This is a genomic window from Streptomyces sp. NPDC029292 (assembly GCF_055569295.1).
This window is the reverse complement of the sequence record NZ_JBVHXR010000016.1, coordinates 138,811-163,203: the sequence shown is the minus strand read 5'-3', so window position 1 is coordinate 163,203 and position 24,393 is coordinate 138,811. Positions and strand designations below refer to the sequence as shown.

The window sequence follows — 24,393 nt, the reverse complement described above, 5'->3', positions numbered from 1 at the left end:
TTGTGATCGCCCTCTCTCTCGCCGAGATCGCAGCAGTCGTCGGCGGGCAGACGTACGACATACCGGATCCGGCGGTACAGGTCACCGGACCGGTCGTCAGAGACTCCCGTGAGGTGGAGTCCGGCAGCCTCTTCGTCGCCTTCGCGGGCGAGCGGGTGGACGGCCACGACTTCGCCGAGGCGGTGATCGAGGCGGGCGCGGTCGCCGTACTGGCGTCCCGCCCCGTCGGCGTGCCCGCGATCGTCGTCGAGGACGTGCAGACGGCCCTGGGCGCCCTCGCGCGCCATGTCGTCGAGCGGCTCGGCGCGACCCTCGTGGCCCTCACCGGCTCCGCGGGCAAGACCAGCACCAAGGACCTGATCGCCCAGGTGCTGCGGAGCAAGGCGCCGACCGTCTTCACGCCGGGCTCGCTCAACAACGAGATCGGGCTGCCGCTCACCGCGCTCAGCGCCACCGAGGAGACCAGGTTCCTCGTGCTGGAGATGGGCGCCCGCGGCCTCGGCCACATCCGGTACCTCGCGGACCTCACCCCGCCGAAGATCGGCCTCGTCCTCAACGTCGGCACCGCCCACATCGGTGAGTTCGGCGGCCGCGAACAGATCGCGCAGGCAAAGGGCGAGCTCGTGGAGGGCCTCCCGGAGGACGGCGCCGCGATCCTCAACGCCGACGATCCCCTCGTACGGGCCATGGCATCCCGCACGAAGGCGCGCGTGATCCTCTTCGGAGAGACAGACGAAGCGGACGTACGCGCCGAGAACGTCCGTCTCACGGAGAGTGGACAGCCCACCTTCAGCCTTCGCACACCCTCCGGGTGCAGTGACGTGACCATGCGCCTGTACGGTGAGCACCACGTGTCGAACGCGCTCGCCGCGGCCGCCGTCGCCCATGAGCTGGGCATGTCCGCAGACGAGATCGCCCGTGCGCTCTCCGAGGCGGGCTCCCTCTCCCGCTGGCGGATGGAGGTCACCGAGCGCCCGGACGGCGTGACAGTCGTCAACGACGCCTACAACGCGAACCCCGAGTCCATGCGAGCCGCCCTGCGCGCGCTCGTGGCGATGGGCAGAGGGCGTCGTACGTGGGCGGTGCTCGGTCAGATGGCCGAGCTCGGGGACGAGGCGCTCGCCGAGCACGACGCGGTCGGACGGCTCGCCGTCCGGCTCAACGTCAGCAAGCTCGTCGCGGTCGGGGGCAGGGAAGCGTCCTGGCTGCAACTGGGCGCATATAACGAGGGTTCGTGGGGTGAGGAGTCGGTGCACGTGTCCGACGCACAGGCGGCTGTCGACCTGCTGCGCAGTGAACTGCGCTCGGGGGACGTCGTACTCGTGAAGGCGTCCAGGTCGGTCGGGCTCGAACGGGTGGCGCAGGCGCTGCTCGACAGCGGCGTTGAGGGTGAGGTTGCCGCCCGATGATGAAGCAGATCCTGTTCGCAGGAGTCATTGGCCTCTTCCTGACCCTGATCGGCACTCCGCTGCTGATCAAGCTGCTCGCCCGCAAGGGCTACGGGCAGTACATCCGTGACGACGGCCCGCGCGAGCATCACGCCAAGCGCGGTACGCCGACCATGGGTGGTATCGCCTTCATCCTGGCGACGCTCATCGCGTACTTCCTGTCCAAGGTGATCACGGGTTACGCGCCGACCTTCTCGGGTCTGCTGGTGCTCGGCCTGATGGCCGGCATGGGCCTGGTCGGCTTCCTGGACGACTACATCAAGATCGTCAAGCGGCGCTCGCTCGGTCTGCGGGCCAAGGCGAAGATGGCCGGCCAGCTGACCGTCGGCATCGCCTTCGCGGTCCTCGCGCTGCAGTTCTCGGACAGCCGGGGCCAGACGCCGGCCTCCACCAAGCTCTCCTTCGTCCAGGACTTCGGCTGGACCATCGGCCCGGTGCTCTTCGTGATCTGGGCACTGTTCATGATCCTCGCCATGTCCAACGGCGTGAACCTGACGGACGGACTGGACGGTCTGGCCACCGGCGCCGCGGTGATGGTGTTCGGCGCGTACACGTTCATCGGCGTCTGGCAGTTCCAGGAGTCCTGCGCCAACTCGCAGACCCTCACCAACCCGGCCGCCTGCTACGAGGTACGAGATCCACTGGACCTCGCGGTCGTCGCCTCCGCCCTCATGGGCGCCTGCTTCGGCTTCCTGTGGTGGAACACCTCGCCCGCCAAGATCTTCATGGGTGACACCGGTTCGCTGGCCCTCGGCGGCGCGCTCGCCGGTCTCGCGATCTGCTCCCGCACGGAGCTGCTGGTCGCGCTCCTCGGTGGCCTCTTCGTCCTGATCACCATGTCGGTCGTCATCCAGGTCGGCTCCTTCCGCCTCACCGGCAAGCGCGTCTTCCGCATGGCACCACTCCAGCACCACTTCGAACTCAAGGGGTGGTCCGAAGTCCTTGTGGTGGTCCGCTTCTGGATCATCCAGGGCATGTGCGTCATTGTGGGTCTGGGCCTCTTCTACGCAGGATGGGCAGCCAAGAAGTGACCGACTGGCAGGGCAAGAACGTCACCGTCGCCGGGCTCGGCGTCTCCGGGATCCCGGCGGCCAAGGTCCTGCACGGCCTCGGCGCGGTCGTCACGGTCGTCAACGACGGCGATGACGCACGGTCGCGTGAGCAGGCCGCGGACCTTGAGGCGCTCGGCATCACCGTGCGCCTCGGTGACGGCGCCACCCTGCCCGAGGGCACCGAGCTCATCGTCACCGCGCCCGGCTGGAAGCCGGACAAGCCGCTGTTCGCCGCGGCCGCCGAGGCGGGCGTCCCGGTCTGGGGCGACGTCGAACTGGCCTGGCGGCTCAGGGGTCCCGAAGCGGCCCCCTGGCTCGCGGTCACCGGCACCAACGGCAAGACCACGACCGTCCAGATGCTCGTCTCGATCCTGAAGGCGGCCGGACTGCGCACGGCCGCCGTCGGCAACATCGGGGTCTCACTGCTGGACGCCGTACTGGGGGAGGAGCAGTACGACGTCCTGGCCGTGGAACTGTCGAGTTATCAGCTCCACTGGGCGCCTTCGCTGCGCGCCCACTCCGCCGCCGTTCTGAACCTCGCGCCCGACCACCTCGACTGGCACGGCTCCATGGAGGCCTACGCCGCCGACAAGGGCCGTATCTACGAAGGCAATCGGGTCGCCTGTGTCTACAACGTGGCCGACAAGGCCACCGAGGACCTGGTGCGCGAGGCGGACGTCGAGGAGGGCTGCCGGGCGATCGGCTTCACGCTCGGCACACCTGGGCCGTCCCAACTCGGCGTCGTGGAAGGCATCCTGGTCGACCGCGCCTTCGTCGAGAACCGGCAGAAGAACGCCCAGGAGCTGGCGGAGGTCTCCGACGTCCATCCGCCCGCCCCGCACAACATCGCCAACGCCCTTGCGGCGGCGGCCCTGGCGCGCGCCTTCGGGGTGCCCGCCCAGGCCGTACGTGACGGGCTGCGCGCCTTCCGCCCGGACGCCCACCGCATCGCGCACGTCGCCGACGTGGACGAGGTCGCGTACGTCGACGACTCCAAGGCCACCAACACACATGCCGCGGAAGCCTCTTTGGCGGCGTACGAGTCGATCGTGTGGATCGCCGGCGGGCTCGCCAAGGGCGCGACGTTCGACGAACTGGTCGCCAAGTCGGCAAAGCGACTTCGGGGTGCCGTGCTGATCGGTGCCGACCGTGCTCTCATCCGCGAAGCACTCGCGCGACACGCGCCCGAGGTGCCGGTCGTCGACCTCGACCGGACCGACACTGGGGCGATGCTCGCGGCGGTTCAAGAGGCGCGGCGGCTCGCCCACGCCGGTGACACGGTGCTGTTGGCCCCGGCTTGCGCCTCCATGGACATGTTCGCCAACTACAACAAGCGCGGTGACGCTTTCGCGGAAGCGGTTCGCGAACTCGGCGCCGCGAGCGCCTGACGGCGGGTCTGAGCCGGTCCGGGGCGCCTGGGACCCTTGGGAGCGACGCGTGACGCCATCGTGGTCGGTGCTTCGTCGGCGACTTTCCGCCGGTGGCACGACGCTGTGCCAGCCCGTTCCTCTCCGCGTGCCTGAGCGGCCTGGGGGAACCCCCAGCGGGACGCCCTCCCGCACCGGTGGGGGCTGCTGATGGCCGGGAGCCGTACCGGCCGTCCCCCGGTCCAGCGCGCCACGAGGCGGCCCGTGACGGCCCGCCCCCCTCGCGACAACCCCGTACGCCGCCTCTACCTCCGCGCCCGCAAGGCCTGGGACCGGCCGCTGACCGCGTACTACCTGATCCTCGGTGGCAGTCTGCTGATCACCGTGCTCGGGCTGGTGATGGTCTACTCGGCCTCCCAGATCACGGCGCTACAGCTGTCGCTGCCGGGGTCGTACTTCTTCCGCAAGCAGTTCCTGGCGGCCTCGATCGGCGGCGTGCTGATGCTGGTCGCCTCGCGGATGCCGGTGAAGCTGCACCGGGCGCTGGCGTATCCGATGCTGGCGGGCTCGGTCTTCCTGATGATCCTGGTGCAGGTGCCGGGGATAGGGGTGGCGGTCAACGGCAACCAGAACTGGATCTCCGTCGGCGGTCCCTTCCAGCTCCAGCCCAGCGAGTTCGGCAAGCTTGCGCTCGTGCTGTGGGGCGCCGACCTGCTCGCCCGCAAGCAGGACAAGCGGCTGCTGGCGCAGTGGAAGCACATGCTGGTGCCGCTCGTGCCGGTGGCCTTCTTGCTGCTCGGGCTGATCATGCTCGGCGGCGACATGGGCACAGCGATCATTCTCACAGCCATCCTCTTCGGACTGCTGTGGCTGGCCGGAGCGCCCACGCGGCTGTTCGCCGGTGTGCTGTCGATCGCCGTGACGATCGGCTTCATCCTCATCAAGACCAGCCCGAACCGCATGGCCCGGCTGGCCTGCATCGGCGCCACCGACCCCGGCCCCGGCGACCACTGCTGGCAGGCCGTGCACGGCATCTACGCCCTCGCCTCCGGCGGACTCTTCGGTTCCGGCCTCGGCGCCAGTGTGGAAAAATGGGGCCAACTCCCCGAAGCGCACACCGACTTCATCTTCGCCATCACCGGTGAGGAACTGGGCCTCGCGGGGACGCTGTCGGTGCTCGCCCTCTTCGCGGCTCTAGGCTATGCGGGTATCCGCGTGGCCGGACGCACGGAGGACCCCTTCGTGAGGTATGCCGCGGGAGGCGTGACCACCTGGATCACGGCCCAGGCCGTGATCAACATCGGTGCGGTGCTCGGTCTGCTGCCGATCGCCGGTGTCCCGCTCCCGCTGTTCTCCTACGGGGGTTCCGCCCTGCTGCCGACCATGTTCGCCATCGGGTTGCTGATCGCCTTCGCGCGCGACGATCCCGCTGCGCGGGCGGCGCTTGCGATGCGGCAACCTCGCTTTGGCAGAAAGCGGGCTGCGGTGAGAGGCTCCGCGGGGGCCGCGGGGCCTCGGAGATGGAACACGATGCGACGGCGCGCCGCGGCGCGTTCGTCCGGAGAGCGGTGAATTTCGGTGCATGTCGTACTCGCCGGCGGGGGGACCGCCGGCCACATCGAGCCCGCGCTCGCCCTCGCGGACGCCCTGCGCAGGCAGGACCCGACCGTGGGAATCACGGCCCTGGGCACGGAACGCGGACTTGAGACCCGACTCGTACCCGAGCGCGGCTACGACCTCGCGCTGATCCCCGCCGTCCCGCTGCCGCGCAAGCCCACGCCCGAGCTGATCACCGTCCCCGGGCGGCTGCGCGGCACGATCAAGGCGGCCGAGCAGATCCTGGAGCGCACCAAGGCGGACGCGGTCGTCGGCTTCGGCGGCTATGTCGCTCTGCCCGCCTATCTCGCGGCCAAGCGCCTCGGCGTGCCGATCGTCATCCACGAGGCCAACGCCCGTCCTGGGCTCGCCAACAAGATCGGTTCGCGGTACGCCGCCCAGGTCGCCGTCTCGACCCCGGACAGCAAGCTCCGCGGCGCCCGCTACATCGGCATCCCGCTGCGCCGCTCCATCGCCACCCTCGACCGTGCCGCCGTACGCCCCGAGGCACGCGCCGCGTTCGGCCTCGACCCGAGCCTGCCGACCCTGCTGGTCTCCGGCGGCTCGCAGGGGGCCCGCCACCTGAACGAGGTCATCGAGCGGGTCGCCCCGTTCCTCCAGCAGGCGGGCATCCAGATCCTGCACGCGGTCGGTCCGAAGAACGAACTGCCGCAAGTCCACCAGATGCCGGGGATGCCCCCGTACATCCCGGTACCGTACGTGGACCGGATGGACCTCGCGTACGCCGCGGCCGACATGATGCTCTGCCGCGCGGGCGCGATGACCGTCGCCGAACTCTCCGCCGTCGGGCTCCCCGCCGCGTACGTCCCGCTGCCCATCGGCAACGGCGAACAGCGGCTGAACGCCCAGCCGGTGGTCAAGGCGGGCGGCGGACTGCTGGTCGACGACGCGGAACTGACGCCCGAGTGGGTCCAGGGCAACGTCCTGCCCGTGCTCGCCGACCCGCACCGGCTGTACGAGATGTCCCGCGCCGCCAGTGAGTTCGGCCGCCGGGACGCCGACGACCTGCTCGTCGGCATGGTGTACGAGGCGATCGCCTCTCGCCACCGCTAGGACCGCATGAGGGAAGGCAGGGAGCGTGGCCGGACCGACCACCGCCGATCGCGGCGAACGGCAGAAGCTGGAGTCCGGCCCGCCCCGGCCGCCCCGTCTGGGGCGGCTGTTCCGCCTTCGTACGCTCATCATCCTTTTGATCGCCGTGGTGTTGCTCGGCGCCGGATCCGTCTGGGTTCTGTACGGCTCGCAGTGGCTGCGCGTCGAGAAGGTGTCGGCCTCCGGGATGCGGGTCCTGACGGATCGGCAGGTGCGAGAAGCGGCCGAAGTTCCGGTCGGATCGCCGATGATTTCTGTCGATACCGACGCCATTGAGGCGCGATTGCGCCGGAAATTGCCCCGAATTGACTCGGTTGATGTCGTCCGTTCCTGGCCGCACGGAATCGGGCTGAAAGTGACCGAACGCACTCCGGTGCTGATTGTCGAAAACTCCGGAAAGAGGGGCAAGTACGTCGAAGTGGACGCCAAGGGTGTGCGGTTCGCTACGGTTTCGCACGCTCCGAAGGGCGTTCCCGCACTGGAATTGACGGTGTCTCAGTCGGCAGGACTGCGCCGCTTCCCCGCCGACCGGCTGCTCCGCGAGGCGGTGCGGGTCGCCGGGGACATTCCGGCCGCCGTCGCGCGGGACACCCGTACCGTCAAGGTCCGTTCGTACGACTCCATCTCGCTGGAGTTGAAGGGTGGCCGCACCGTCGAGTGGGGCAGTGGCGAGAAGGGCCTTGCGAAGGCCAGGACACTCACCGCTCTCATGAAAGCCGCTCCCGAGGCGCGGCACTTCGACGTAAGTGTCCCCACCGCCCCTGCGTCATCCGCGAGTTGACGCACATACGCGCAGGCCAGCACCCTGGTTGGGCACCGCTACGGCTGATCACATAGGGTGAAAAGAAAAATGGGAGGTTCGGCGTGTTCGTTGAACGTGCGCCACTTGTCGACTTAGTGTCCTGTTCGGAAGAGTCCAAGGAACAGACACACTGGTAACCCTAAACTTCAGCGTTAGGGTTCGGGTCGGCGTTCGGACCGTCCCATTCGGCATCAGTCGTCGGATCGCGAGCGTGCGAGGCGACGACACGTAACTCGAGGCGAGAGGCCTTCGACGTGGCAGCACCGCAGAACTACCTCGCAGTCATCAAAGTCATCGGTGTCGGCGGCGGTGGTGTCAATGCCATCAACCGGATGATCGAGGTCGGTCTCAAGGGCGTCGAGTTCATCGCCATCAACACGGACGCGCAAGCTCTGTTGATGAGCGACGCCGACGTCAAGCTCGACGTCGGCCGCGAACTCACCCGCGGACTCGGCGCCGGAGCCAACCCGGCCGTCGGCCGCAAGGCCGCCGAGGACCACCGCGAGGAGATCGAGGAGGTCCTCAAGGGGGCCGACATGGTCTTCGTGACGGCCGGTGAAGGCGGCGGCACCGGCACCGGCGGCGCGCCCGTCGTGGCCAACATCGCCCGCTCGCTCGGCGCCCTCACCATCGGCGTGGTCACCCGCCCGTTCACCTTCGAGGGACGGCGCCGGGCCAACCAGGCCGAGGACGGTATCGCGGAACTCCGCGAAGAGGTCGACACCCTCATCGTCATCCCCAACGACCGGCTCCTTTCCATCTCGGACCGCCAGGTCTCGGTCCTCGACGCCTTCAAGTCGGCGGACCAGGTCCTGCTCTCCGGTGTCCAGGGCATCACCGACCTCATCACCACGCCCGGCCTGATCAACCTCGACTTCGCCGACGTCAAGTCCGTGATGTCCGAGGCGGGTTCGGCGCTCATGGGCATCGGCTCGGCGCGCGGCGACGACCGCGCGGTGGCGGCGGCCGAGATGGCGATCTCCTCGCCGCTCCTCGAAGCCTCCATCGACGGCGCCCGCGGCGTCCTGCTCTCCATCTCCGGCGGCTCCGACCTCGGTCTGTTCGAGATCAACGAGGCCGCCCAGCTGGTCAGCGAGGCCGCCCACCCCGAGGCCAACATCATCTTCGGCGCGGTCATCGACGACGCCCTCGGTGACGAGGTGCGGGTCACCGTCATCGCCGCCGGCTTCGACGGCGGCCAGCCCCCGGCCAAGCGGGACAACGTCCTCGGGACGTCCTCGGCCAGGCGTGAGGAGCCCGCCCCGGCGCGCCCCTCCGAGAGCCGCCCGTCCTTCGGCTCGCTCGGCAGCGTCACGCCGAAGGAGGCGCCGGAGTCCGCCCCGGAGCCGGTGAACGAACTGCCGGTCTCCCCACCGGTCCCGCCGTCCCGCTCCTACTCGGACAGCGCGGCCGAAGAGCTGGACGTGCCGGACTTCCTGAAGTGATAGGACAGCGCTCCGAAACGAGCACCGTGAGCGGCGCGCACTTCGCCTTCACCAACCGGTGGGGCGGGGTGAGCGCCGTTCCGTACGAGGAGCTCAACCTCGGCGGAGCGGTCGGCGACGACCCCGACGCCGTACGGACGAATCGTGAACTGGCCGCCAAGTCACTCGGACTGGACCCGGTCCAGGTCGTCTGGATGAACCAGGTGCACGGGCCGGACGTGGCCGTGGTCGACGGGCCGTGGGGGGATCGCCGCGTGGCTCGGGTGGACGCGATCGTCACGGTGCAGCGGGGGCTCGCCCTCGCTGTTCTCACCGCCGACTGCACGCCGGTCCTGCTGGCCGACCCGGTCGCCGGAGTCGTGGCCGCCGCCCACGCGGGACGGCCCGGCATGGTCGCCGGGGTCGTCCCCGCCGCCGTACGGGCCATGGTGGAACTCGGCGCCGAGCCCGCCCGGATCGTCGCCCGCACCGGGCCCGCCGTGTGCGGCCGGTGCTATGAAGTGCCGGAGCAGATGCGCGCCGAAGTAGCCGCCGTCGAGCCCGCGGCGTACGCCGAGACCAGTTGGGGCACTCCCGCGGTCGACGTGACCGCCGGAGTGCACGCGCAGCTGGAAAGGCTCGGGGTGTGCGACCGGGAGCAGTCGCCGGTGTGCACGCTCGAGTCGCAGGACCACTTCTCATACCGTCGCGACCGCACCACCGGGCGGCTCGCGGGTTATGTCTGGCTGGACTGATGGGGCATGACGGACCGTAAGGCTCAACTCGCCGGAAACCTGGCGAAAGTGGAAGAGCGCATCGCGGCGGCCTGTGCCGCCGCCGAGCGCAAGCGCGAAGAGGTGACCCTGATCGTGGTCACCAAGACCTATCCCGCGAGCGATGTGCGGATCTTGTCGGGACTCGGTGTGCGTCATGTCGCCGAGAACCGGGACCAGGACGCGGCGCCCAAGGCCGCGGCTTGTTCGGATCTGCCCCTCTCGTGGCATTTTGTCGGTCAGTTGCAGACCAACAAGGTCCGCTCCGTGGTCGGTTATGCCGATGTCGTGCAGTCCGTCGATCGTTCCAAGCTCGTCACAGCTCTGTCGAAGGAGGCGGTGCGCGCCGAGCGTGAGGTGGGCTGTCTCATCCAGGTCGCGCTGGACGCCGAGGAGAGTGGCCGGGGTGAGCGGGGAGGCGTGGGAGTCGGCGGAATCGAAGAGTTGGGCGACCTGGTCGCGCGGTCCGAGGGGCTCCGGCTCCACGGGCTGATGACCGTCGCGCCGCTCACCGGGCCGTACGCGGGGCGCCAACAGGCGGCGTTCGAGCGGCTGATGGATTTGTCGACTGTCCTGCGCCGTACGCATCCGGCTGCGAACATGGTCTCGGCAGGGATGAGCTCGGACCTCGAACAGGCCGTGGCGGCCGGGGCGACACATGTACGCGTCGGTACTGCGGTACTCGGAGTCCGACCCGGGCTCGGGTAACGTCGCCAAGAAGTCGGACCACAGCAGAAAATATGGTCATTACCGCCAAAGGCGGGCATAACGACCTCGTGGATCGCGGGCACTTGGCAAGTCGTCAGCCGATCCACCACAGAGCGGAGGACTCAGAGCATGGCCGGCGCGATGCGCAAGATGGCGGTCTACCTCGGCCTCGTGGAGGACGATGGGTACGACGGCAGGGGATTCGACCCCGACGACGACTTCGAGCCCGAGCTTGATCCGGAGCCCGAGCGGGACCGCCGGCGGCACGAGCCGCCGCACCAGTCACTTCAGGCGCACCAGTCCCAACGGGACGAATCGGTACGAGTGGTGCAGCCTCCGGCGCCGCGTGATCCGGTGCCGCATTCCGCTTCGCTCGCCGCGGAATCCGGGCGTCCGGCGCGAATCGCCCCCGTGGCGTCCATCACACAAGAACGTCAAAGCCTGGAGAAGAACGCCCCGGTGATCATGCCCAAGGTCGTGTCCGAGCGAGAGCCCTACCGGATCACCACGCTGCACCCCCGGACCTACAACGAGGCCCGTACCATCGGGGAACACTTCCGTGAGGGCACCCCGGTGATCATGAATCTGACTGAGATGGATGACACAGATGCGAAGCGACTTGTCGACTTTGCGGCCGGATTGGTGTTTGGTCTCCACGGCAGCATCGAGCGGGTGACGCAGAAGGTGTTCCTGTTGTCGCCTGCTAACGTCGATGTCACGGCGGAGGACAAGGCCCGCATCGCAGAGGGCGGGTTCTTCAACCAGAGCTGAGACGCAGGACCGGAACCAGGCACGGAAACAGGGGAGAGGGAAGCACGGATCATGAGCGTGGTCGGGCAGGTTCTCTACATCGCGCTGATGTGTTTCCTCATCGTGCTGATCTTCCGGTTGGTCATGGACTACGTCTTCCAGTTCGCCCGCTCATGGCAACCCGGCAAGGCGATGGTGGTCGTTCTTGAGGCCACCTACACTGTCACCGATCCACCGCTCAAGCTTCTGCGGCGGTTCATTCCGCCGCTGCGTCTCGGGGGCGTGGCGCTTGACCTGTCCTTCTTCGTATTGATGATCATCGTCTACATCCTGATCACCATTGTGAGGTCGGTGTTGGTGTGAACGATACGGTCTTGCCGAATGCCGACGACTACGTTGAGGTGAAGAGATGCCGTTGACCCCCGAGGACGTGCGGAACAAGCAGTTCACGACCGTCCGCCTCCGAGAAGGCTATGACGAGGACGAGGTCGATGCCTTCCTCGACGAGGTCGAAGCCGAACTGACTCGCCTGCTCCGCGAGAACGAGGACCTGCGCGCCAAGCTGGCCGCGGCCACGCGCGCGGCTGCGCAGAACCAGCAGCAGGGCATGCGCAAGCCGCCCGAGCAGCAGGATCAGCAGCAGCAGGGGCAGGGCCCGCCGCAGGGCATGCGCGGTCCGGGCGCTCCCGTGCCCGCCGGCATATCGGGCCCGCCGCAGCAGCAGATGGGCGGCCCCATGGGTGGCCCGCCCCAGCTGCCGAGCGGTGCGCCGCAGCTGCCCGCAGGCCCCAGCGGCCAGGGCGGTCAGCAGGGTCCCGGCCCGATGGGTCAGGGTCCGATGGGCCAGGGTCCGATGGGTCAGGGTCCCGGCCAGCAGATGCAGCAGCAGATGCAGGGCCAGATGCAGCCGCAGATGCAGCAGCAGATGGGTGGCCCGATGGGCGGACCCATGGGTGGCCCCATGGGCGGTCACGGCCCGCAGATGCCGCAGCCCGGTCAGGGCCCCGGTGGCGACAGCGCCGCCCGTGTCCTCTCGCTGGCCCAGCAGACCGCCGACCAGGCGATCGCCGAGGCCCGCTCCGAGGCCAACAAGATCGTCGGTGAGGCCCGCAGCCGCGCCGAGGGTCTGGAGCGCGACGCCCGCGCCAAGGCCGACGCTCTTGAGCGGGACGCGCAGGAGAAGCACCGCGTCGCCATGGGCTCCCTGGAGTCCGCTCGCGCCACGCTGGAGCGCAAGGTCGAGGACCTGCGCGGCTTCGAGCGCGAGTACCGGACGCGGCTGAAGTCCTACCTGGAGTCGCAGCTGCGCCAGCTGGAGACGCAGGCGGACGACTCGCTCGCCCCGCCGCGGACCCCGGCCACGGCCTCCCTGCCGTCGCCCTCCGCGCCCTCCATGGCCCCGGCCGGCGCGAGCGCGCCGTCCTACGGTGGCAACCAGGGCATGGGTGCCCCGGCACCGGCCGCGCCCTCCTACGGTGGGCAGCAGCAGATGTCGCCGGCGATGACCCAGCCGATGGCTCCGGTACGGCCGCAGGGGCCGTCGCCGATGCAGCAGGCTCCCTCGCCGATGCGTGGGTTCCTCATCGACGAGGACGACAACTGACGGCCTGTAGTACGCCTTAGGCGTCGGCAGCGTTCAGGGCGGAGCCCCGGATTTTTCCGGGGCTCCGCCCTTTTGCGCGTCTGGGGCTCCGGCCCTTTGTTCTCTTCCTTGGGGCACCTGTGCGTGGGTACGCAACGCCGAAGGCCCGGACCCTCCAAGATCTTTGGGGGCGCGGGCCTTCTGGGTTGCTACGGCTGCGGGTGGGTGGGGGCTGGTCGCTCAGTGCCCCGCGCTCCTACGGGGCGCTACGCCTTGCGCAGGCGGAACGTCAGGGACAGGGACTCGTCCGTGAACGGGTCTCCGTAGGTGTCGTCCGCCTCGCCCTGGGCGAAGTCCGTGGCGAGGACCTCGTCGGCGATGAGGTCCGCGTGCTCGGACAGGGCCGCGATGACCGCAGGGTCCGTGGAGGTCCAGCGCAGGGCGATGCGGTCGGCCACGTCGAGGCCGCTGTTCTTGCGGGTCTCCTGGATCAGGCGGATCGCGTCGCGGGCCAGACCGGCCCGGCGGAGCTCCTCCGTGATCTCCAGGTCCAGGGCCACCGTCGCGCCCGAGTCCGACGCCACCGACCAGCCCTCGCGCGGGGTCTCCGTGATGATGACCTCGTCCGGGGCCAGCGTCACCGTCTCGCCGTCGACCTCGACCGACGCCGTGCCCTCGCGCAGGGAGAGGGAGAGGGCCGCGGCGTCCGTCTCGGCGATCGCCTTCGCGACCGCCTGGACGCCCTTGCCGAAGCGCTTGCCCAGCGCGCGGAAGTTCGCCTTGGCCGTGGTGTCGACCAGTGAGCCGCCGACCTCGGAGAGCGAGGCGAGCGAGGAGACGTTCAGCTCTTCCGTGATCTGCGCGTGCAGCTCGCGGTCGAGCGTCTCGAAGCCCGCTGCCGCGACCAGCGCGCGGGAGAGCGGCTGGCGCGTCTTCACGCCCGACTCCGCGCGCGTGGCGCGGCCGAGCTCCACGAGACGGCGTACGAGCACCATCTGCTTGGACATCTCCGGGTCGATGACGGACAGGTCCGCCTCCGGCCAGGAGGAGAGGTGTACGGACTCCGGGGCGCCCGGCGTGACCGGGACGACCAGGTCCTGCCAGACCCGCTCGGTGATGAACGGGGTCAGCGGGGCCAGCAGGCGCGTGACCGTCTCCACGACCTCGTGCAGCGTGCGCAGCGCGGCCTTGTCGCCCTGCCAGAAGCGGCGACGGGAGCGACGCACGTACCAGTTGGACAGGTCGTCGACGAACGCCGAGAGGAGCTTGCCGGCGCGCTGGGTGTCGTACGCCTCCAGCGCCTGCGTCACCTGGTCGGTGAGCGCGTGCAGCTCGGAGAGGAGCCAGCGGTCGAGGACCGGGCGGTCCGCCGGGGCCGGATCGGCCTCGCTGGGCGCCCAGTTGGAGGTGCGGGCGTACAGAGCCTGGAAGGCGACGGTGTTCCAGTAGGTGAGGAGGGTCTTGCGGACGACCTCCTGGATGGTGCCGTGGCCGACGCGGCGGGCCGCCCACGGGGAGCCGCCCGCGGCCATGAACCAGCGGACCGCGTCCGCGCCGTGCTGGTCCATCAGCGGGATCGGCTGCAGGGTGTTGCCCAGGTGCTTGGACATCTTGCGGCCGTCCTCGGCGAGGATGTGGCCCAGGCACACGACGTTCTCGTACGACGACTTGTCGAAGACGAGCGTGCCGACGGCCATCAGCGTGTAGAACCACCCACGCGTCTGGTCGATGGCCTCCGAGATGAACTGTGCCGGGTAGCGGCTCTCGAAGAGCTCCTTGTTCTTGTACGGGTAGCCCCACTGCGCGAACGGCATCGAACCCGAGTCGTACCAGGCGTCGATGACCTCCGGGACACGCGTGGCCGTGCTCCGGCACTGCGGGCAGGGGAAGGTGACCTCGTCGATGTACGGGCGGTGCGGGTCCAGGTTCGACTGGTCGGTGCCCGTCAGCTCCGTGAGCTCCGCGCGGGAACCGACGCAGGTGAGGTGGCCCTCCTCGCAGGTCCACAGCGGGAGCGGGGTGCCCCAGTAGCGGTTGCGGGACAGCGCCCAGTCGATGTTGTTGTTCAGCCAGTCGCCGAAGCGGCCGTGCTTGACGGACTCCGGGAACCAGTTGGTCTTCTCGTTCTCCTGGAGGAGGCGGTCCTTGATGGCCGTGGTGCGGATGTACCAGGACGGCTGCGCGTAGTAGAGGAGCGCGGTGTGGCAGCGCCAGCAGTGCGGGTAGCTGTGCTCGTACGGGATGTGCTTGAAGAGCAGCCCGCGGTTCTGGAGGTCCTCGGTGAGGTTTTCGTCCGCCTTCTTGAAGAAGACACCGCCTACGAGCGGGACGTCCTCCTCGAAGGTGCCGTCGGGGCGGACGGGGTTCACGACGGGCAGGCCGTACGCGCGGCAGACCTTGAGGTCGTCCTCACCGAAGGCGGGGGACTGGTGGACCAGACCCGTACCGTCCTCGGTCGTCACGTATTCGGCGTTCACCACATAGTGGGCGGGCGCCGGGAACTCGACCAGCTCGAAGGGGCGTTGATACGTCCAGCGCTCCATTTCGGCGCCGGTGAAGGTCTCGCCGGTGGTCTCCCAGCCCTCGCCGAGGGACTTCTCGACGAGCGGCTCGGCGACGACGAACTTCTCCTCGCCGTTCGTCGCGACGACGTAGGTGACGTCGGGGTGTGCGGCGACGGCGGTGTTGGAGACCAGCGTCCAAGGGGTGGTCGTCCACACCAGGAGAGCGGCCTGGCCGGCGAGCGGACCGGAGGTGAGCGGGAAACGGACGTATACGGACGGGTCGACGACCGTCTCGTAGCCCTGCGCCAGCTCGTGGTCGGAGAGGCCGGTGCCGCAGCGCGGACACCAGGGGGCGACGCGGTGGTCCTGGACCAGCAGCCCCTTGTTGAAGATCTCCTTGAGGGACCACCACACGGACTCCACGTACTCGGGGTCCATCGTGCGGTACGCGTCGTCGAGGTCGACCCAGTAGCCCATGCGGTTGGTGAGCTCGGCGAAGGCGTCGGTGTGGCGGGTCACGGACTCGCGGCACTTGGCGTTGAACTCGGCGATGCCGTACGCCTCGATGTCCTTCTTGCCGTTGAAGCCGAGCTCCTTCTCCACGGTGAGCTCGACCGGGAGGCCGTGGCAGTCCCAGCCGGCCTTGCGGGCCACGTGGTAGCCGCGCATGGTGCGGAAGCGCGGGAAGACGTCCTTGAAGACGCGCGCCTCGATGTGGTGGGCGCCCGGCATGCCGTTCGCGGTGGGCGGGCCCTCGTAGAACACCCACTCGGGGCGGCCCTCGGACTGCTCAAGGCTCTTGGCAAAGATCTTCTGCTCGCGCCAGAAGTCGAGCACGGCGTGCTCGAGGGCGGGCAGGTCGACCTGGGCGGGCACCTGGCGGTACGTCGGCGATGTCATCAGCGAGCTTCCTCCGGCGGACTTTCTGCCTTCCGTCCGGAGGGACGAGAGCCTGTGCTGCTACTGCTGCTCAGTAGCGGCTGCGGACGCCGTCTGCGGCGCGCTCCCGCGGTACCACCCTCCTTGGCTCCCCGGTGCGTGCTGTGCGCCAGTGAGCCCCCTCATTGGGGTCGCGATGCCGGGTCTAGCGACCGCTGCGCGCTGGCTGCGGCTTTCTTCCGGCGGCTCCGGGGTGATCTTCGCGTCGCGCTCGCCCCCGGGCTTCCACCGTCCCCGGGTCGCTCTTGGCTGCGTACGCCGCTACTCGTCCCCATCCACGCTTCTCGCTCCGCCCAGTGTACGGCGCCGCGGGGACGGCGGCCGACCGGTTTTCCCGGGCGAGTGGCCGGGTGTCGGCGGGGTGCCCCGATGGCCTGCGCGGTGACCCGAATGGCGAGGTGCGGGCGTCCGGATCCTGGGACGCCGGGCCCGGCGGATTACCGGGCGGGGAGCTGGGCACAACGCATGCAGGTTCGTCGCGCGGGACCCGCGGGGCGGGCGAATCGGTGGCGTGCCCCGTTGCCGCGGGCCGGAAGTCGATTTATCGTCCCAGCACGATTCGCGAGCAAAATCACAATATGTGAAGGGGCCGCGGCCATGGTGGCGAAGAAGACCGCCGTACAGCAGTCGGCGTCCGGCAGATCCACGGGTTCGGGGGCCAAGGATGTGGGTGGGAAAAAGAGCGCACAGGGGGCAACCGCGGCGCGCGATGCCAAGCCGGTGAAGACGGCCTCCAAGACGGCGAACGCGGCTCCCGTGAAAACGGCGTCTACGAAGGCGGCTACGAAGACGGCCACTACAACGGCCACCACACCGGCCTCCAAGAAGACGGCGGCTACCAAGACTGCCTCGAAGAAAGCGGCCCCCTCGAAGGCGGCCACTTCTAAGACAGTCGCTACGAAGGCGGTCACTACGAAGGCGGTCGCCACTAAGACGGCCAGCACGAAGGCGGCCGTCAAGAAGTCCTCCGCGAAGAAGGCGGCGGCGAAGAAGACGGTGGCCAAGAAGGCCGTCGGGAAGAAGGCCGCCGCGGCGGAGGCCGTACCGGAGGAGACGGGGCCCGTCGAGAGCGCCGGGGCGAAGGGCGGCACTACGAAGAGGGCCGGAGCGAAGAGCGCGGCCAGGAAGAGCACCAGTACGGCCAAGAAGGCGGTCGCTGCCGCGGCCGAGGGCGCGGCCCAGGCCGCGAAGACGACGGGAGCCACGACGGTGGTTGCGAAGAAGACTCCTGGCACGGCCACGGCGGCGAAGAAGCCCACCGCGGTCCCCAAGGCACGGTTCGCCGCGGCGGAGCCCGGCGAGCTCGCGGTGCGCCCCGGTGAGGACCCCTGGACCCCGGAAGAGGTCGCGGAGGCACGCGCGGAGCTCCAGTCCGAGGCGCTGCGGCTGCGCACCGAGATCTCCTCGTCCGAGGAGTCGCTCGCGGGCCTGATGCGCGACTCCGGCGACGGAGCGGGCGACGACCAGGCGGACACCGGCACGAAGAACATCACGCGCGAGCACGAACTGGCGCTCGCGGCCAACGCGCGCGAGATGCTCACTCAGACCGAACGCGCCCTGGAGAAGCTCGAAGCGGGCACGTACGGACTCTGCGAGAACTGCGGCAACCCCATCGGCAAGGCGCGGATGCAGGCCTTCCCGCGGGCGACCCTGTGCGTCGAGTGCAAGCAGAAGCAGGAACGCCGTTATTAGCGGAGGTGGGAACGCCGTCACTGGAGGGCGCGGGAGGGCTCCTGAGCACGTGGGGCCCGGGGGGTGTGCCGTACCCTCGTCCTCAGTCAGGAACCTAGGTCGAGGGACTCACTCACGTGGCAGAGGCGGAGCGCATCATCGGTACGCCGGACATCCCAGGGGCGGCGGGTGCCGAGCCGGAGCAGTCCGGAGTGGACTCCGGCGTCGACGAGACGCCGACCACGGACGAGCGGCCGAAGGGCAGGCGCCGGATCGCCGTGCTGTTCACGGTCGCCGTGCTGGCGTACGCCCTCGACCTGGTCAGCAAGCTGATCGTGGTCGCGAAGCTGGAGCACCACGACTCGGTCGAGATCATCGGGGACTGGCTCAAGTTCACTGCCATCCGCAACGCGGGCGCCGCCTTCGGCTTCGGCGAGGCGTTTACGGTGATCTTCACGGTGATCGCGGCGGCCGTGATCGTGGTCATCGCCCGGCTCGCGCGCAAGCTCTACAGCCTGCCCTGGGCGATCGCTCTCGGCCTGCTGCTGGGCGGCGCGCTGGGTAACCTGACCGACCGGATCTTCCGCTCGCCGGGCGTCTTCGAGGGCGCGGTCGTCGACTTCATCGCGCCCAAGGGCTTCGCGGTCTTCAACCTGGCCGACTCGGCGATCGTCTGCGGCGGCATCCTGATCGTGCTGCTGTCCTTCCGGGGGCTCGACCCGGACGGCACGGTCCACAAGGACTGACGTACGGCGCCTTCTGGAGGCTGTTCAGGGGCACTGCTGTTCGGGCTGTGGTCGGGCAGTGTCCGACCCGTCCGGCATACTCGACGGGTGAGCACGATTCCCGAGATCCGTACCCTGCCCGTGCCTGACGGCCTGGAGGGCGAGCGCGTCGACGCCGCCATCTCCCGCATGTTCGGCTTCTCCCGCACGAAGGCCGCCGAGCTCGCCGCGGCGGGGAAGGTCACGGTCGACGGCTCGGTGGTCGGCAAGTCCGAGCGGGTGCACGGCGGCGCCTGGCTCGAGGTCGAGATGCCGCAGGCGCCCGCGCCCGTGCAGATCGTCGCCGAGCCCGTCGAGGGCATGGAGATCGTGCATGACGACGACGACATCGTCGTGATCGTCAAGCCGGTCGGCGTGGCCGCCCACCCGAGCCCCGGCTGGAGCGGTCCGACGGTGATCGGCGGGCTCGCCGCGGCCGGGTACCGGATCTCGACCTCGGGTGCCGCCGAGCGCCAGGGCATCGTGCACCGGCTGGATGTCGGCACCTCCGGGCTGATGACCGTGGCCAAGTCGGAGCGCGCGTACACCTCGCTGAAGCGGCAGTTCAAGGAACGCACGGTCGACAAGCGTTACCACGCCCTGGTCCAGGGACACCCCGACCCGATGAGCGGCACCATCGACGCACCCATCGGCCGGCACCCGAACCACGACTACAAGTGGGCGGTGACGGCCGAGGGCAAGCCGTCCGTCACGCACTACGACCTGATCGAGGCGTTCCGCGCGGCCAGCCTGCTCGACATCAAGCTGGAGACCGGGCGTACCCACCAGATCCGCGTCCACATGGCGGCGCACCGGCACCCGTGCGTGGGCGACCTGACGTACGGCGCGGACCCGACGATCGCCAAGCGGCTCGGCCTCACCCGGCAGTGGCTGCACGCGGTGCGGCTCGGCTTCGAGCACCCCGGTGACGGGCAGTGGGTGGAGTTCGCGAGCGACTACCCCGAAGACCTGCAGAAGGCGCTCGACAAGGTGCGTGAGGAGAGCTACGCGTGAGCGCGCCCCACGGGGCGGGGAGCCGCTCGTACGACGTGCGGGTGGCCGAGGACACCGCCGACCGCGAGGCGTGCTTCGCGGTGCGCAAGGAGGTCTTCGTCGGCGAACAGGGCGTCCCCGAGGACATCGAGTACGACGCGTACGACGACGGGGCCCTGCACGTGCTGGCCGTCCGCGAGGACGGGGTGCCGCTCGGCACCGGGCGGCTCCTGTACGGCGAGGCGGCGGCCGCGAAGACCGACGGCGACCTGACGGTCGGCTCGCTCGGGCGGCTCGCCGTGACGCGGGAGGCGCGTGGCCTCGGCGTCGGCGCCGCGCTCGTACGCGCCATCGAGGACGCGGCACACGCGCGGGGGCTGGCCGCGGTGGATCTGCACGCGCAGACGCACGCGCTGGGGTTCTACGAGCGGCTCGGATACGTGGCGTACGGCGCGGAGTTCCCGGACGCGGGGATCCCGCACCGGGCGATGCGGAAAGCCCTGTAAGCGACGTTTGTCGTAGGGGCGTGGCACGCTTGGGGTCTGGCTCGCCCTTGATCGCCTAGACCTCGCCGGAGCGCTGACCGTGGATCAGTTGGCCCTGTTGTTCGTGCTGCTGCTCGGGGCCGTGGTGAGCGTCCCGGTGGGGGACCGCTTCGGGCTGCCCGCGCCGGTGCTGATGACGCTCCTGGGGATCGTCCTGGCCGTGCCGGACTTCGTGCCCAACGTGGACATCCCGCCGGACCTGATCCTGCCCCTGCTGCTCCCACCGCTGCTCTACGCCTCGGTGCGGCGTACGTCGTGGAGACAGTTCGCGGCCAACAAGCGGCCGATCTTTCTGCTGGCCGTGGCGCTGGTGTTCGTCACCACCGCGGCGGTGGCCCTGGTGGCCAACTCGATCGTGCCGGGGCTGCCGATCGCCGCCGCCGTGGCGCTCGGCGCACTCGTCGCGCCGCCCGACCCGGTCGCGGCGACCGCCGTCGCGGGACAGCTCGGGCTGCCGCGCCGGCTGGTGTCGATCCTGGAGGGGGAGGGGCTCTTCAACGACGTGACGGCCATCGTGATGTACCACGTAGCGATCGCCGCCGCCGTCAGCGGGACCTTCTCGCCGTGGCGCGCCGGGCTCGACCTCGTGCTGTCCGCCGTCGTCGCGGTCGCCGTCGGGCTGGCGCTCGGCTGGGCCGCGAACAAGCTGATGGATCTGCTCGGTGACGCCACGCTGCAGATCGGGATGACGCTGCTCGTGCCGTACGCCTCGTACGTGCTGGCCGAGGAGCTCCACGGGTCCGGGGTGCTCGCCGTACTCACCACCGCGCTGTTCCTGGCGGAGTACGCCACCGACGCCGACGACGTCATGATGCGGCTCGCCGGGCACACGTTCTGGGACGTCGTCGACACACTGGTCACCGGGGTGGCCTTCGGGCTGATCGGTCTTGAGCTGCACAACGCGATCAGGACGGCGTCGGGACGCTGGGGCGAGATGCTCGGGTGGGCCGCCGCGATCGTCGTGGTCGTCGTGCTCGTACGGCTGCTGTGGCTGCTGCCGGCGACCTGGCTGACCAAACGGCTGCACGCCAAGCGGGACTACGACGAGGACATTCCGACCTCGTGGCGCGAGACCGTCGTGATGTGGTGGTCGGGGATGCGCGGGGTCGCCTCCGTGGCGCTGGCGCTCGCCATCCCGCTGAAGATGGACGACGGGTCGCCCTTCCCAGACCGGGACGAGATCGTGTTCATCGCCTTCGGGGTGATCATGGGGACGCTGGTGCTGCAGGGGCTCACGTTGCCGTGGCTCGTCAAGAAGCTCGGGGTGCGGGCCGACGCCGACGTCGAGAAGGCCTTCGAGAAGGAGCTGGCGATTCGGGCCGCGAAGGCCGCGAAGCGGAGGCTGCGGGAGATCGAAGAGGTCGAGGAGCTGCCTGAGGAGGTGGCCGAGCAGTTGCTGCGGCGGGCCTTCGACATCGGGGTACGGATCAGTCCTGACATGGGGGACGAGGAACGGCGCGAGGCGTACGAGAAACGGACTCGGCGGGTCAAGAGGATGCGGCGGATTCAGGGGGAGATGCTGAGCGCGGCCCGGCACGAGGTGCTGTCCGCACGGAGCGAGCCGGGGGCGGATCCGGAGATCGTGGACCGGGTGCTGCGGCACCTGGACGTCCGCAGCTTGCGATGACCTTCCTCGCCCGCCCGCGCACCGTCCGCTGCTGCCTCCATGACAAATACATGTATTCCGTGGGTGGCTCCCGCCGTCGGCGGCTGCCCGTTCGTAGGATCGCCTCATGGCACGCAACGTGGTAATCAGCGGTGGCGGTACGGGAATTGGGCTTGCGGCGGCCGAGGCGTTCGCCGCGGACGGGGACCAGGTGCTGCTGCTCGGGCGGCGCGCGGAGGTGCTGGAGAAGGCCGGGGTGCCGGGGGCGCTCAGCTACGCCGCGGACCTGAGCGATCCGCGCGGCGTGCGCGCAGTCGCCGAGTTCGTGGGTGCCGAGCTCGGCACCGTGGACGTACTGATCCACAGCGCGGGAGGCGCCGGGAATCTGGAGCCCGCGGTCGAGACAGCGGACCCGCTCGAAGCCGTCGCGCACAACTGGACCGTCAACTTCCGGCTCAACACGCTCACCGCGGCCCTGCTCACGGAGGCTCTGCGGGAGCGGCTCGCCTCGCCCGGTGGAAGGGTGCTGTTCCTCAGTTCCATCGCCGCCTACCGGGGGTCCGGCAGCGGCGCGTACGCGGCGTCCAAGGCCGCGCTGCACCCGTACGCCTTCGATCTGGCCCGGGAGCTGGGGCCGCGCGGCATCACCGTGAACGTGGTGGCGCCCGGCTATGTCGAGGACACGGGATTCTTCGGCGGCGAGATCGAGCATGCCCGGCGGGAGCGGCTGATCGGGGAGACCTCGACGGGGCGGGCCGGTACGCCCGGGGACGTCGCCGGGACTCTCCACTGGCTGGCGTCCCCGGGCGCCGGGCACATCACCGCGCAGGTGATCCAGGTCAATGGGGGTGCGGAACGCGGGCATTGAGCCCGCCGCGCCCCGCTTGCCCAAGAACCTCAGCCGCGCCCCGGGCCCGTCCGGGGCGGCTCGTGGGCGACCCGGCCGTGATCCGGACGCGCCGCCGCACCGTCCGCACCGTCCGCCCCATCCGTCCCGCCCGATTCGCCGCGCTCCGCACGCGACGCCTGGCCCGGCGGCCGCGCCGCGTCCGCCGTGTTGACGCGGGGGAGCGCATAGGGGTGCTCCTCGGTCAGCCAGCGGATCATCTGTTCGCGGACCGTGACCCGCACCGTCCAGATGTCGTCCGCGTCCTTCGCGGTGACCAGGGCGCGTACCTGCATGGTGTTGGGCATCGAGTCCGTGACGGCCAGGCCGCAGTTACGGCCGTCCCAGGCCGGGCACTCCCGCAGGATGTCGCGCAGCTTCTCGCGCATCGCCTCCATCGGCGCGGAGTGGTCGACGTGGAAGAACACGATGCCGGTCATCTGGGCGCTGCCGCGCGACCAGTTCTCGAACGGCTTCGAGGTGAAGTACGAGACCGGCATCGTGATCCGGCGTTCGTCCCACGTCCGTACCGTCAGGAACGTCAAGGTGATCTCCTCGACCGTGCCCCACTCGCCGTCCACCACGACCGTGTCACCGAGGCGCACCATGTCGCCGAAGGCGATCTGCAGTCCGGCGAAGAGATTGGCGAGCGTCGACTGGGCGGCGACACCGGCGACGATGCCGAGGACGCCGGCCGAGGCCAGCAGCGAGGCACCGGCGGCGCGCATCGCGGGGAACGTGAGCAGCATCGACGCGATCGCCACCACGGCGACGATCGCGGACACCACGCGCTGGATCAGCGTCACCTGGGTGCGCACCCGGCGCACCCGTGCCGGGTCGCGGTGGATGGTCGCGTAGCGGGTGTACGAGGTCTCGACGATCGCCGTCGCGACGCACACCACGAGCCACGCGGCGGACCCGATGAGGATCAGCGTCAGCGTGCGGCCGACACCGACCCGGTGTTCCATCAGCAGCTTCGCCTGGTCGTACGAGCCTCTCAGCAGGGCCGCGAACAGCACGAGTTGGAAGGGGACGCGGGCGCGGCGGAGCAGGCCCCACAGCGTGGTGGCCTCGTGGTGCCGGTCGTCGGCCCGGCGCAGCAGGCGGTCCACGGCCCACCCGATGAGCAGCGTGAGCACGACCGAGCCTCCGACGACGATCAGTGGGCGCAGTACGTTCTCCATGCCAGTGACCGTATCCGGCCGTGGGTGAGGATGAACATGTGATCTCGCGGCGGAAGTGGGTACGGCCTCCGCCCGGCGTTGTCAGTCCCGGCTGGCACCATGGGGCTCATGAACATCATGCTCTTTCACTCGACCTACGGGCTGCGGCCCGCGGTGCGCGCCGCGGCGGAGCGGCTGCGCGCCGCGGGGCACGAGGTGTGGACGCCCGACCTCTTCGAGGGGCGCACCTTCGAGACCGTGGAGGAGGGCATGGCCTTCAACGAGGAGATCGGCAAGGACGAGTTGCTCAAGCGCGCCGTCCTGGCCGCCGCGCCCTACTCCGACCGCGGTCTGGTGTACGCGGGATTCTCCCTCGGCGCCTCCATCGCGCAGACCCTGGCCCTCGGCGACGAGAAGGCCCGCGGACTGCTGCTCCTGCACGGCACGTCGGACATCGCCGAGAGCGCGTCGGTGGACGAGCTGCCGGTCCAGCTGCATGTCGCCGAGCCCGACGCGTTCGAGACGGACGACTGGCTGAGCGCCTGGTATCTGCAGATGCGGAGAGCCGGGGCCGATGTGGAGGTCTATCGGTACGCCGGTGCAGGGCATCTCTACACCGACCCCGACCTGCCCGACTATGACGCGGAGGCGGCCGAGACCACCTGGAAGGTGGCGCTCGGCTACCTCGACAGCCTCTGACTCACGAG

At 69.7% G+C, this 24,393-nt stretch carries 21 protein-coding genes; 19 read left to right on the top strand and 2 right to left on the bottom strand.

Translation table 11 applies throughout. The features are described from left to right. Window positions 1-2 precede the first annotated feature (2 nt). From ACZ4WS_RS31130 to ACZ4WS_RS31075, 12 genes are all read left to right on the top strand, one after another. Window positions 3-1,409, top strand: a complete 1,407-nt coding sequence (locus tag ACZ4WS_RS31130; RefSeq protein WP_467985726.1) for a UDP-N-acetylmuramoyl-tripeptide--D-alanyl-D-alanine ligase — start codon at window positions 3-5, stop codon at window positions 1,407-1,409. Next, the gene (gene mraY / locus ACZ4WS_RS31125; RefSeq protein WP_467985724.1) at window positions 1,406-2,479 is read left to right on the top strand and encodes a phospho-N-acetylmuramoyl-pentapeptide-transferase; all 1,074 of its coding nucleotides are present in this window, start codon (window positions 1,406-1,408) and stop codon (window positions 2,477-2,479) included. The genes ACZ4WS_RS31130 and mraY overlap by 4 nt, the downstream gene beginning before the upstream one ends. Beyond that, window positions 2,461-3,888 carry a UDP-N-acetylmuramoyl-L-alanine--D-glutamate ligase gene (gene murD / locus ACZ4WS_RS31120; RefSeq protein ID WP_467985722.1) on the top strand — a complete coding sequence of 476 codons (1,428 nt, stop codon included), beginning with the start codon at window positions 2,461-2,463 and terminating at the stop codon, window positions 3,886-3,888. Before mraY ends, murD begins: the two co-directional genes overlap by 19 nt. Window positions 3,889-4,077: 189 nt before the next feature. Further along, window positions 4,078-5,439 carry a putative lipid II flippase FtsW gene (gene ftsW, locus ACZ4WS_RS31115; RefSeq protein WP_467985720.1) on the top strand — a complete coding sequence of 454 codons (1,362 nt, stop codon included), beginning with the start codon at window positions 4,078-4,080 and terminating at the stop codon, window positions 5,437-5,439. A gap of 6 nt (window positions 5,440-5,445) precedes the next feature. Continuing rightward, entirely contained in the window at window positions 5,446-6,537 is a 1,092-nt protein-coding gene (murG, locus tag ACZ4WS_RS31110; protein WP_467985719.1) for an undecaprenyldiphospho-muramoylpentapeptide beta-N-acetylglucosaminyltransferase, read from the top strand. A 25-nt stretch (window positions 6,538-6,562) separates the two neighbouring features. Beyond that, complete coding sequence (locus tag ACZ4WS_RS31105; protein WP_467985717.1) at window positions 6,563-7,357, top strand: cell division protein FtsQ/DivIB; 795 nt, start codon at window positions 6,563-6,565, stop codon at window positions 7,355-7,357. A 275-nt stretch (window positions 7,358-7,632) separates the two neighbouring features. After that, on the top strand, window positions 7,633-8,823 hold the full coding sequence (gene ftsZ, locus ACZ4WS_RS31100; protein ID WP_467985715.1) for a cell division protein FtsZ: 1,191 nt from the start codon (window positions 7,633-7,635) through the stop codon (window positions 8,821-8,823). Next, complete coding sequence (gene pgeF, locus ACZ4WS_RS31095; RefSeq protein WP_467985713.1) at window positions 8,820-9,557, top strand: peptidoglycan editing factor PgeF; 738 nt, start codon at window positions 8,820-8,822, stop codon at window positions 9,555-9,557. The genes ftsZ and pgeF overlap by 4 nt, the downstream gene beginning before the upstream one ends. Before the next feature lie 6 nt (window positions 9,558-9,563). Beyond that, window positions 9,564-10,283 carry a YggS family pyridoxal phosphate-dependent enzyme gene (locus ACZ4WS_RS31090; RefSeq protein ID WP_467985711.1) on the top strand — a complete coding sequence of 240 codons (720 nt, stop codon included), beginning with the start codon at window positions 9,564-9,566 and terminating at the stop codon, window positions 10,281-10,283. Between the two features lie 129 nt (window positions 10,284-10,412). After that, the gene (locus ACZ4WS_RS31085) at window positions 10,413-11,054 is read left to right on the top strand and encodes a cell division protein SepF (protein ID WP_467985709.1); all 642 of its coding nucleotides are present in this window, start codon (window positions 10,413-10,415) and stop codon (window positions 11,052-11,054) included. 51 nt (window positions 11,055-11,105) lie between these two features. Continuing rightward, on the top strand, window positions 11,106-11,396 hold the full coding sequence (locus ACZ4WS_RS31080; RefSeq protein ID WP_362031296.1) for a YggT family protein: 291 nt from the start codon (window positions 11,106-11,108) through the stop codon (window positions 11,394-11,396). A gap of 46 nt (window positions 11,397-11,442) precedes the next feature. Continuing rightward, complete coding sequence (locus ACZ4WS_RS31075) at window positions 11,443-12,636, top strand: DivIVA domain-containing protein (RefSeq protein ID WP_467985706.1); 1,194 nt, start codon at window positions 11,443-11,445, stop codon at window positions 12,634-12,636. A 245-nt stretch (window positions 12,637-12,881) separates the two neighbouring features. On the opposite strand, the gene ileS is transcribed toward ACZ4WS_RS31075, so the two are convergent. Then, window positions 12,882-16,019, bottom strand: coding sequence for an isoleucine--tRNA ligase (gene ileS, locus ACZ4WS_RS31070; RefSeq protein WP_467985704.1), 3,138 nt, complete (start codon window positions 16,017-16,019; stop codon window positions 12,882-12,884). Window positions 16,020-16,655: 636 nt separating this feature from the next. Between ileS and ACZ4WS_RS31065 the strand changes: the two genes are divergently transcribed. The 6 genes from ACZ4WS_RS31065 to ACZ4WS_RS31040 all read left to right on the top strand — a co-directional run bounded on the left by ACZ4WS_RS31065 (window position 16,656) and on the right by ACZ4WS_RS31040 (window position 22,505). After that, window positions 16,656-17,750 (top strand): TraR/DksA family transcriptional regulator, encoded by a 1,095-nt coding sequence (locus tag ACZ4WS_RS31065; RefSeq protein ID WP_467985702.1) that lies wholly within the window; start codon window positions 16,656-16,658, stop codon window positions 17,748-17,750. Window positions 17,751-17,866: 116 nt separating this feature from the next. Continuing rightward, the gene (gene lspA, locus ACZ4WS_RS31060; RefSeq protein ID WP_467985700.1) at window positions 17,867-18,475 is read left to right on the top strand and encodes a signal peptidase II; all 609 of its coding nucleotides are present in this window, start codon (window positions 17,867-17,869) and stop codon (window positions 18,473-18,475) included. A gap of 87 nt (window positions 18,476-18,562) precedes the next feature. Continuing rightward, the gene (locus ACZ4WS_RS31055; RefSeq protein WP_467985698.1) at window positions 18,563-19,507 is read left to right on the top strand and encodes an RluA family pseudouridine synthase; all 945 of its coding nucleotides are present in this window, start codon (window positions 18,563-18,565) and stop codon (window positions 19,505-19,507) included. After that, window positions 19,504-19,992 carry a GNAT family N-acetyltransferase gene (locus ACZ4WS_RS31050; protein WP_467985696.1) on the top strand — a complete coding sequence of 163 codons (489 nt, stop codon included), beginning with the start codon at window positions 19,504-19,506 and terminating at the stop codon, window positions 19,990-19,992. Before ACZ4WS_RS31055 ends, ACZ4WS_RS31050 begins: the two co-directional genes overlap by 4 nt. Window positions 19,993-20,071: 79 nt before the next feature. Further along, complete coding sequence (locus tag ACZ4WS_RS31045) at window positions 20,072-21,658, top strand: Na+/H+ antiporter (protein ID WP_467985695.1); 1,587 nt, start codon at window positions 20,072-20,074, stop codon at window positions 21,656-21,658. Between the two features lie 106 nt (window positions 21,659-21,764). Beyond that, entirely contained in the window at window positions 21,765-22,505 is a 741-nt protein-coding gene (locus ACZ4WS_RS31040) for an SDR family NAD(P)-dependent oxidoreductase (protein WP_467985693.1), read from the top strand. A gap of 29 nt (window positions 22,506-22,534) precedes the next feature. Here ACZ4WS_RS31040 and ACZ4WS_RS31035 read toward each other — a convergent pair whose 3' ends face one another. After that, window positions 22,535-23,707 (bottom strand): mechanosensitive ion channel family protein, encoded by a 1,173-nt coding sequence (locus ACZ4WS_RS31035; protein WP_467985691.1) that lies wholly within the window; start codon window positions 23,705-23,707, stop codon window positions 22,535-22,537. Between the two features lie 108 nt (window positions 23,708-23,815). Here ACZ4WS_RS31035 and ACZ4WS_RS31030 point away from each other — a divergent pair, with 108 nt between their 5' ends. After that, the gene (locus ACZ4WS_RS31030; protein ID WP_467985689.1) at window positions 23,816-24,385 is read left to right on the top strand and encodes a dienelactone hydrolase family protein; all 570 of its coding nucleotides are present in this window, start codon (window positions 23,816-23,818) and stop codon (window positions 24,383-24,385) included. Window positions 24,386-24,393: the final 8 nt, after the last annotated feature.

Coding starts and splice junctions, on each gene's coding strand:
- mraY (WP_467985724.1), top strand. CDS start 1,406: ATGATGAAGCAGATCCTGTTCGCAGGAGTCATTGGCCTCTTCCTGACC.
- murD (WP_467985722.1), top strand. CDS start 2,461: ATGGGCAGCCAAGAAGTGACCGACTGGCAGGGCAAGAACGTCACCGTC.
- ftsW (WP_467985720.1), top strand. CDS start 4,078: ATGGCCGGGAGCCGTACCGGCCGTCCCCCGGTCCAGCGCGCCACGAGG.
- ACZ4WS_RS31090 (WP_467985711.1), top strand. CDS start 9,564: ATGACGGACCGTAAGGCTCAACTCGCCGGAAACCTGGCGAAAGTGGAA.
- ACZ4WS_RS31085 (WP_467985709.1), top strand. CDS start 10,413: ATGGCCGGCGCGATGCGCAAGATGGCGGTCTACCTCGGCCTCGTGGAG.
- ACZ4WS_RS31080 (WP_362031296.1), top strand. CDS start 11,106: ATGAGCGTGGTCGGGCAGGTTCTCTACATCGCGCTGATGTGTTTCCTC.
- ACZ4WS_RS31075 (WP_467985706.1), top strand. CDS start 11,443: ATGCCGTTGACCCCCGAGGACGTGCGGAACAAGCAGTTCACGACCGTC.
- ileS (WP_467985704.1), bottom strand. CDS start 16,019: ATGACATCGCCGACGTACCGCCAGGTGCCCGCCCAGGTCGACCTGCCC.
- ACZ4WS_RS31065 (WP_467985702.1), top strand. CDS start 16,656: ATGGTGGCGAAGAAGACCGCCGTACAGCAGTCGGCGTCCGGCAGATCC.
- ACZ4WS_RS31040 (WP_467985693.1), top strand. CDS start 21,765: ATGGCACGCAACGTGGTAATCAGCGGTGGCGGTACGGGAATTGGGCTT.
- ACZ4WS_RS31035 (WP_467985691.1), bottom strand. CDS start 23,707: ATGGAGAACGTACTGCGCCCACTGATCGTCGTCGGAGGCTCGGTCGTG.
- ACZ4WS_RS31030 (WP_467985689.1), top strand. CDS start 23,816: ATGAACATCATGCTCTTTCACTCGACCTACGGGCTGCGGCCCGCGGTG.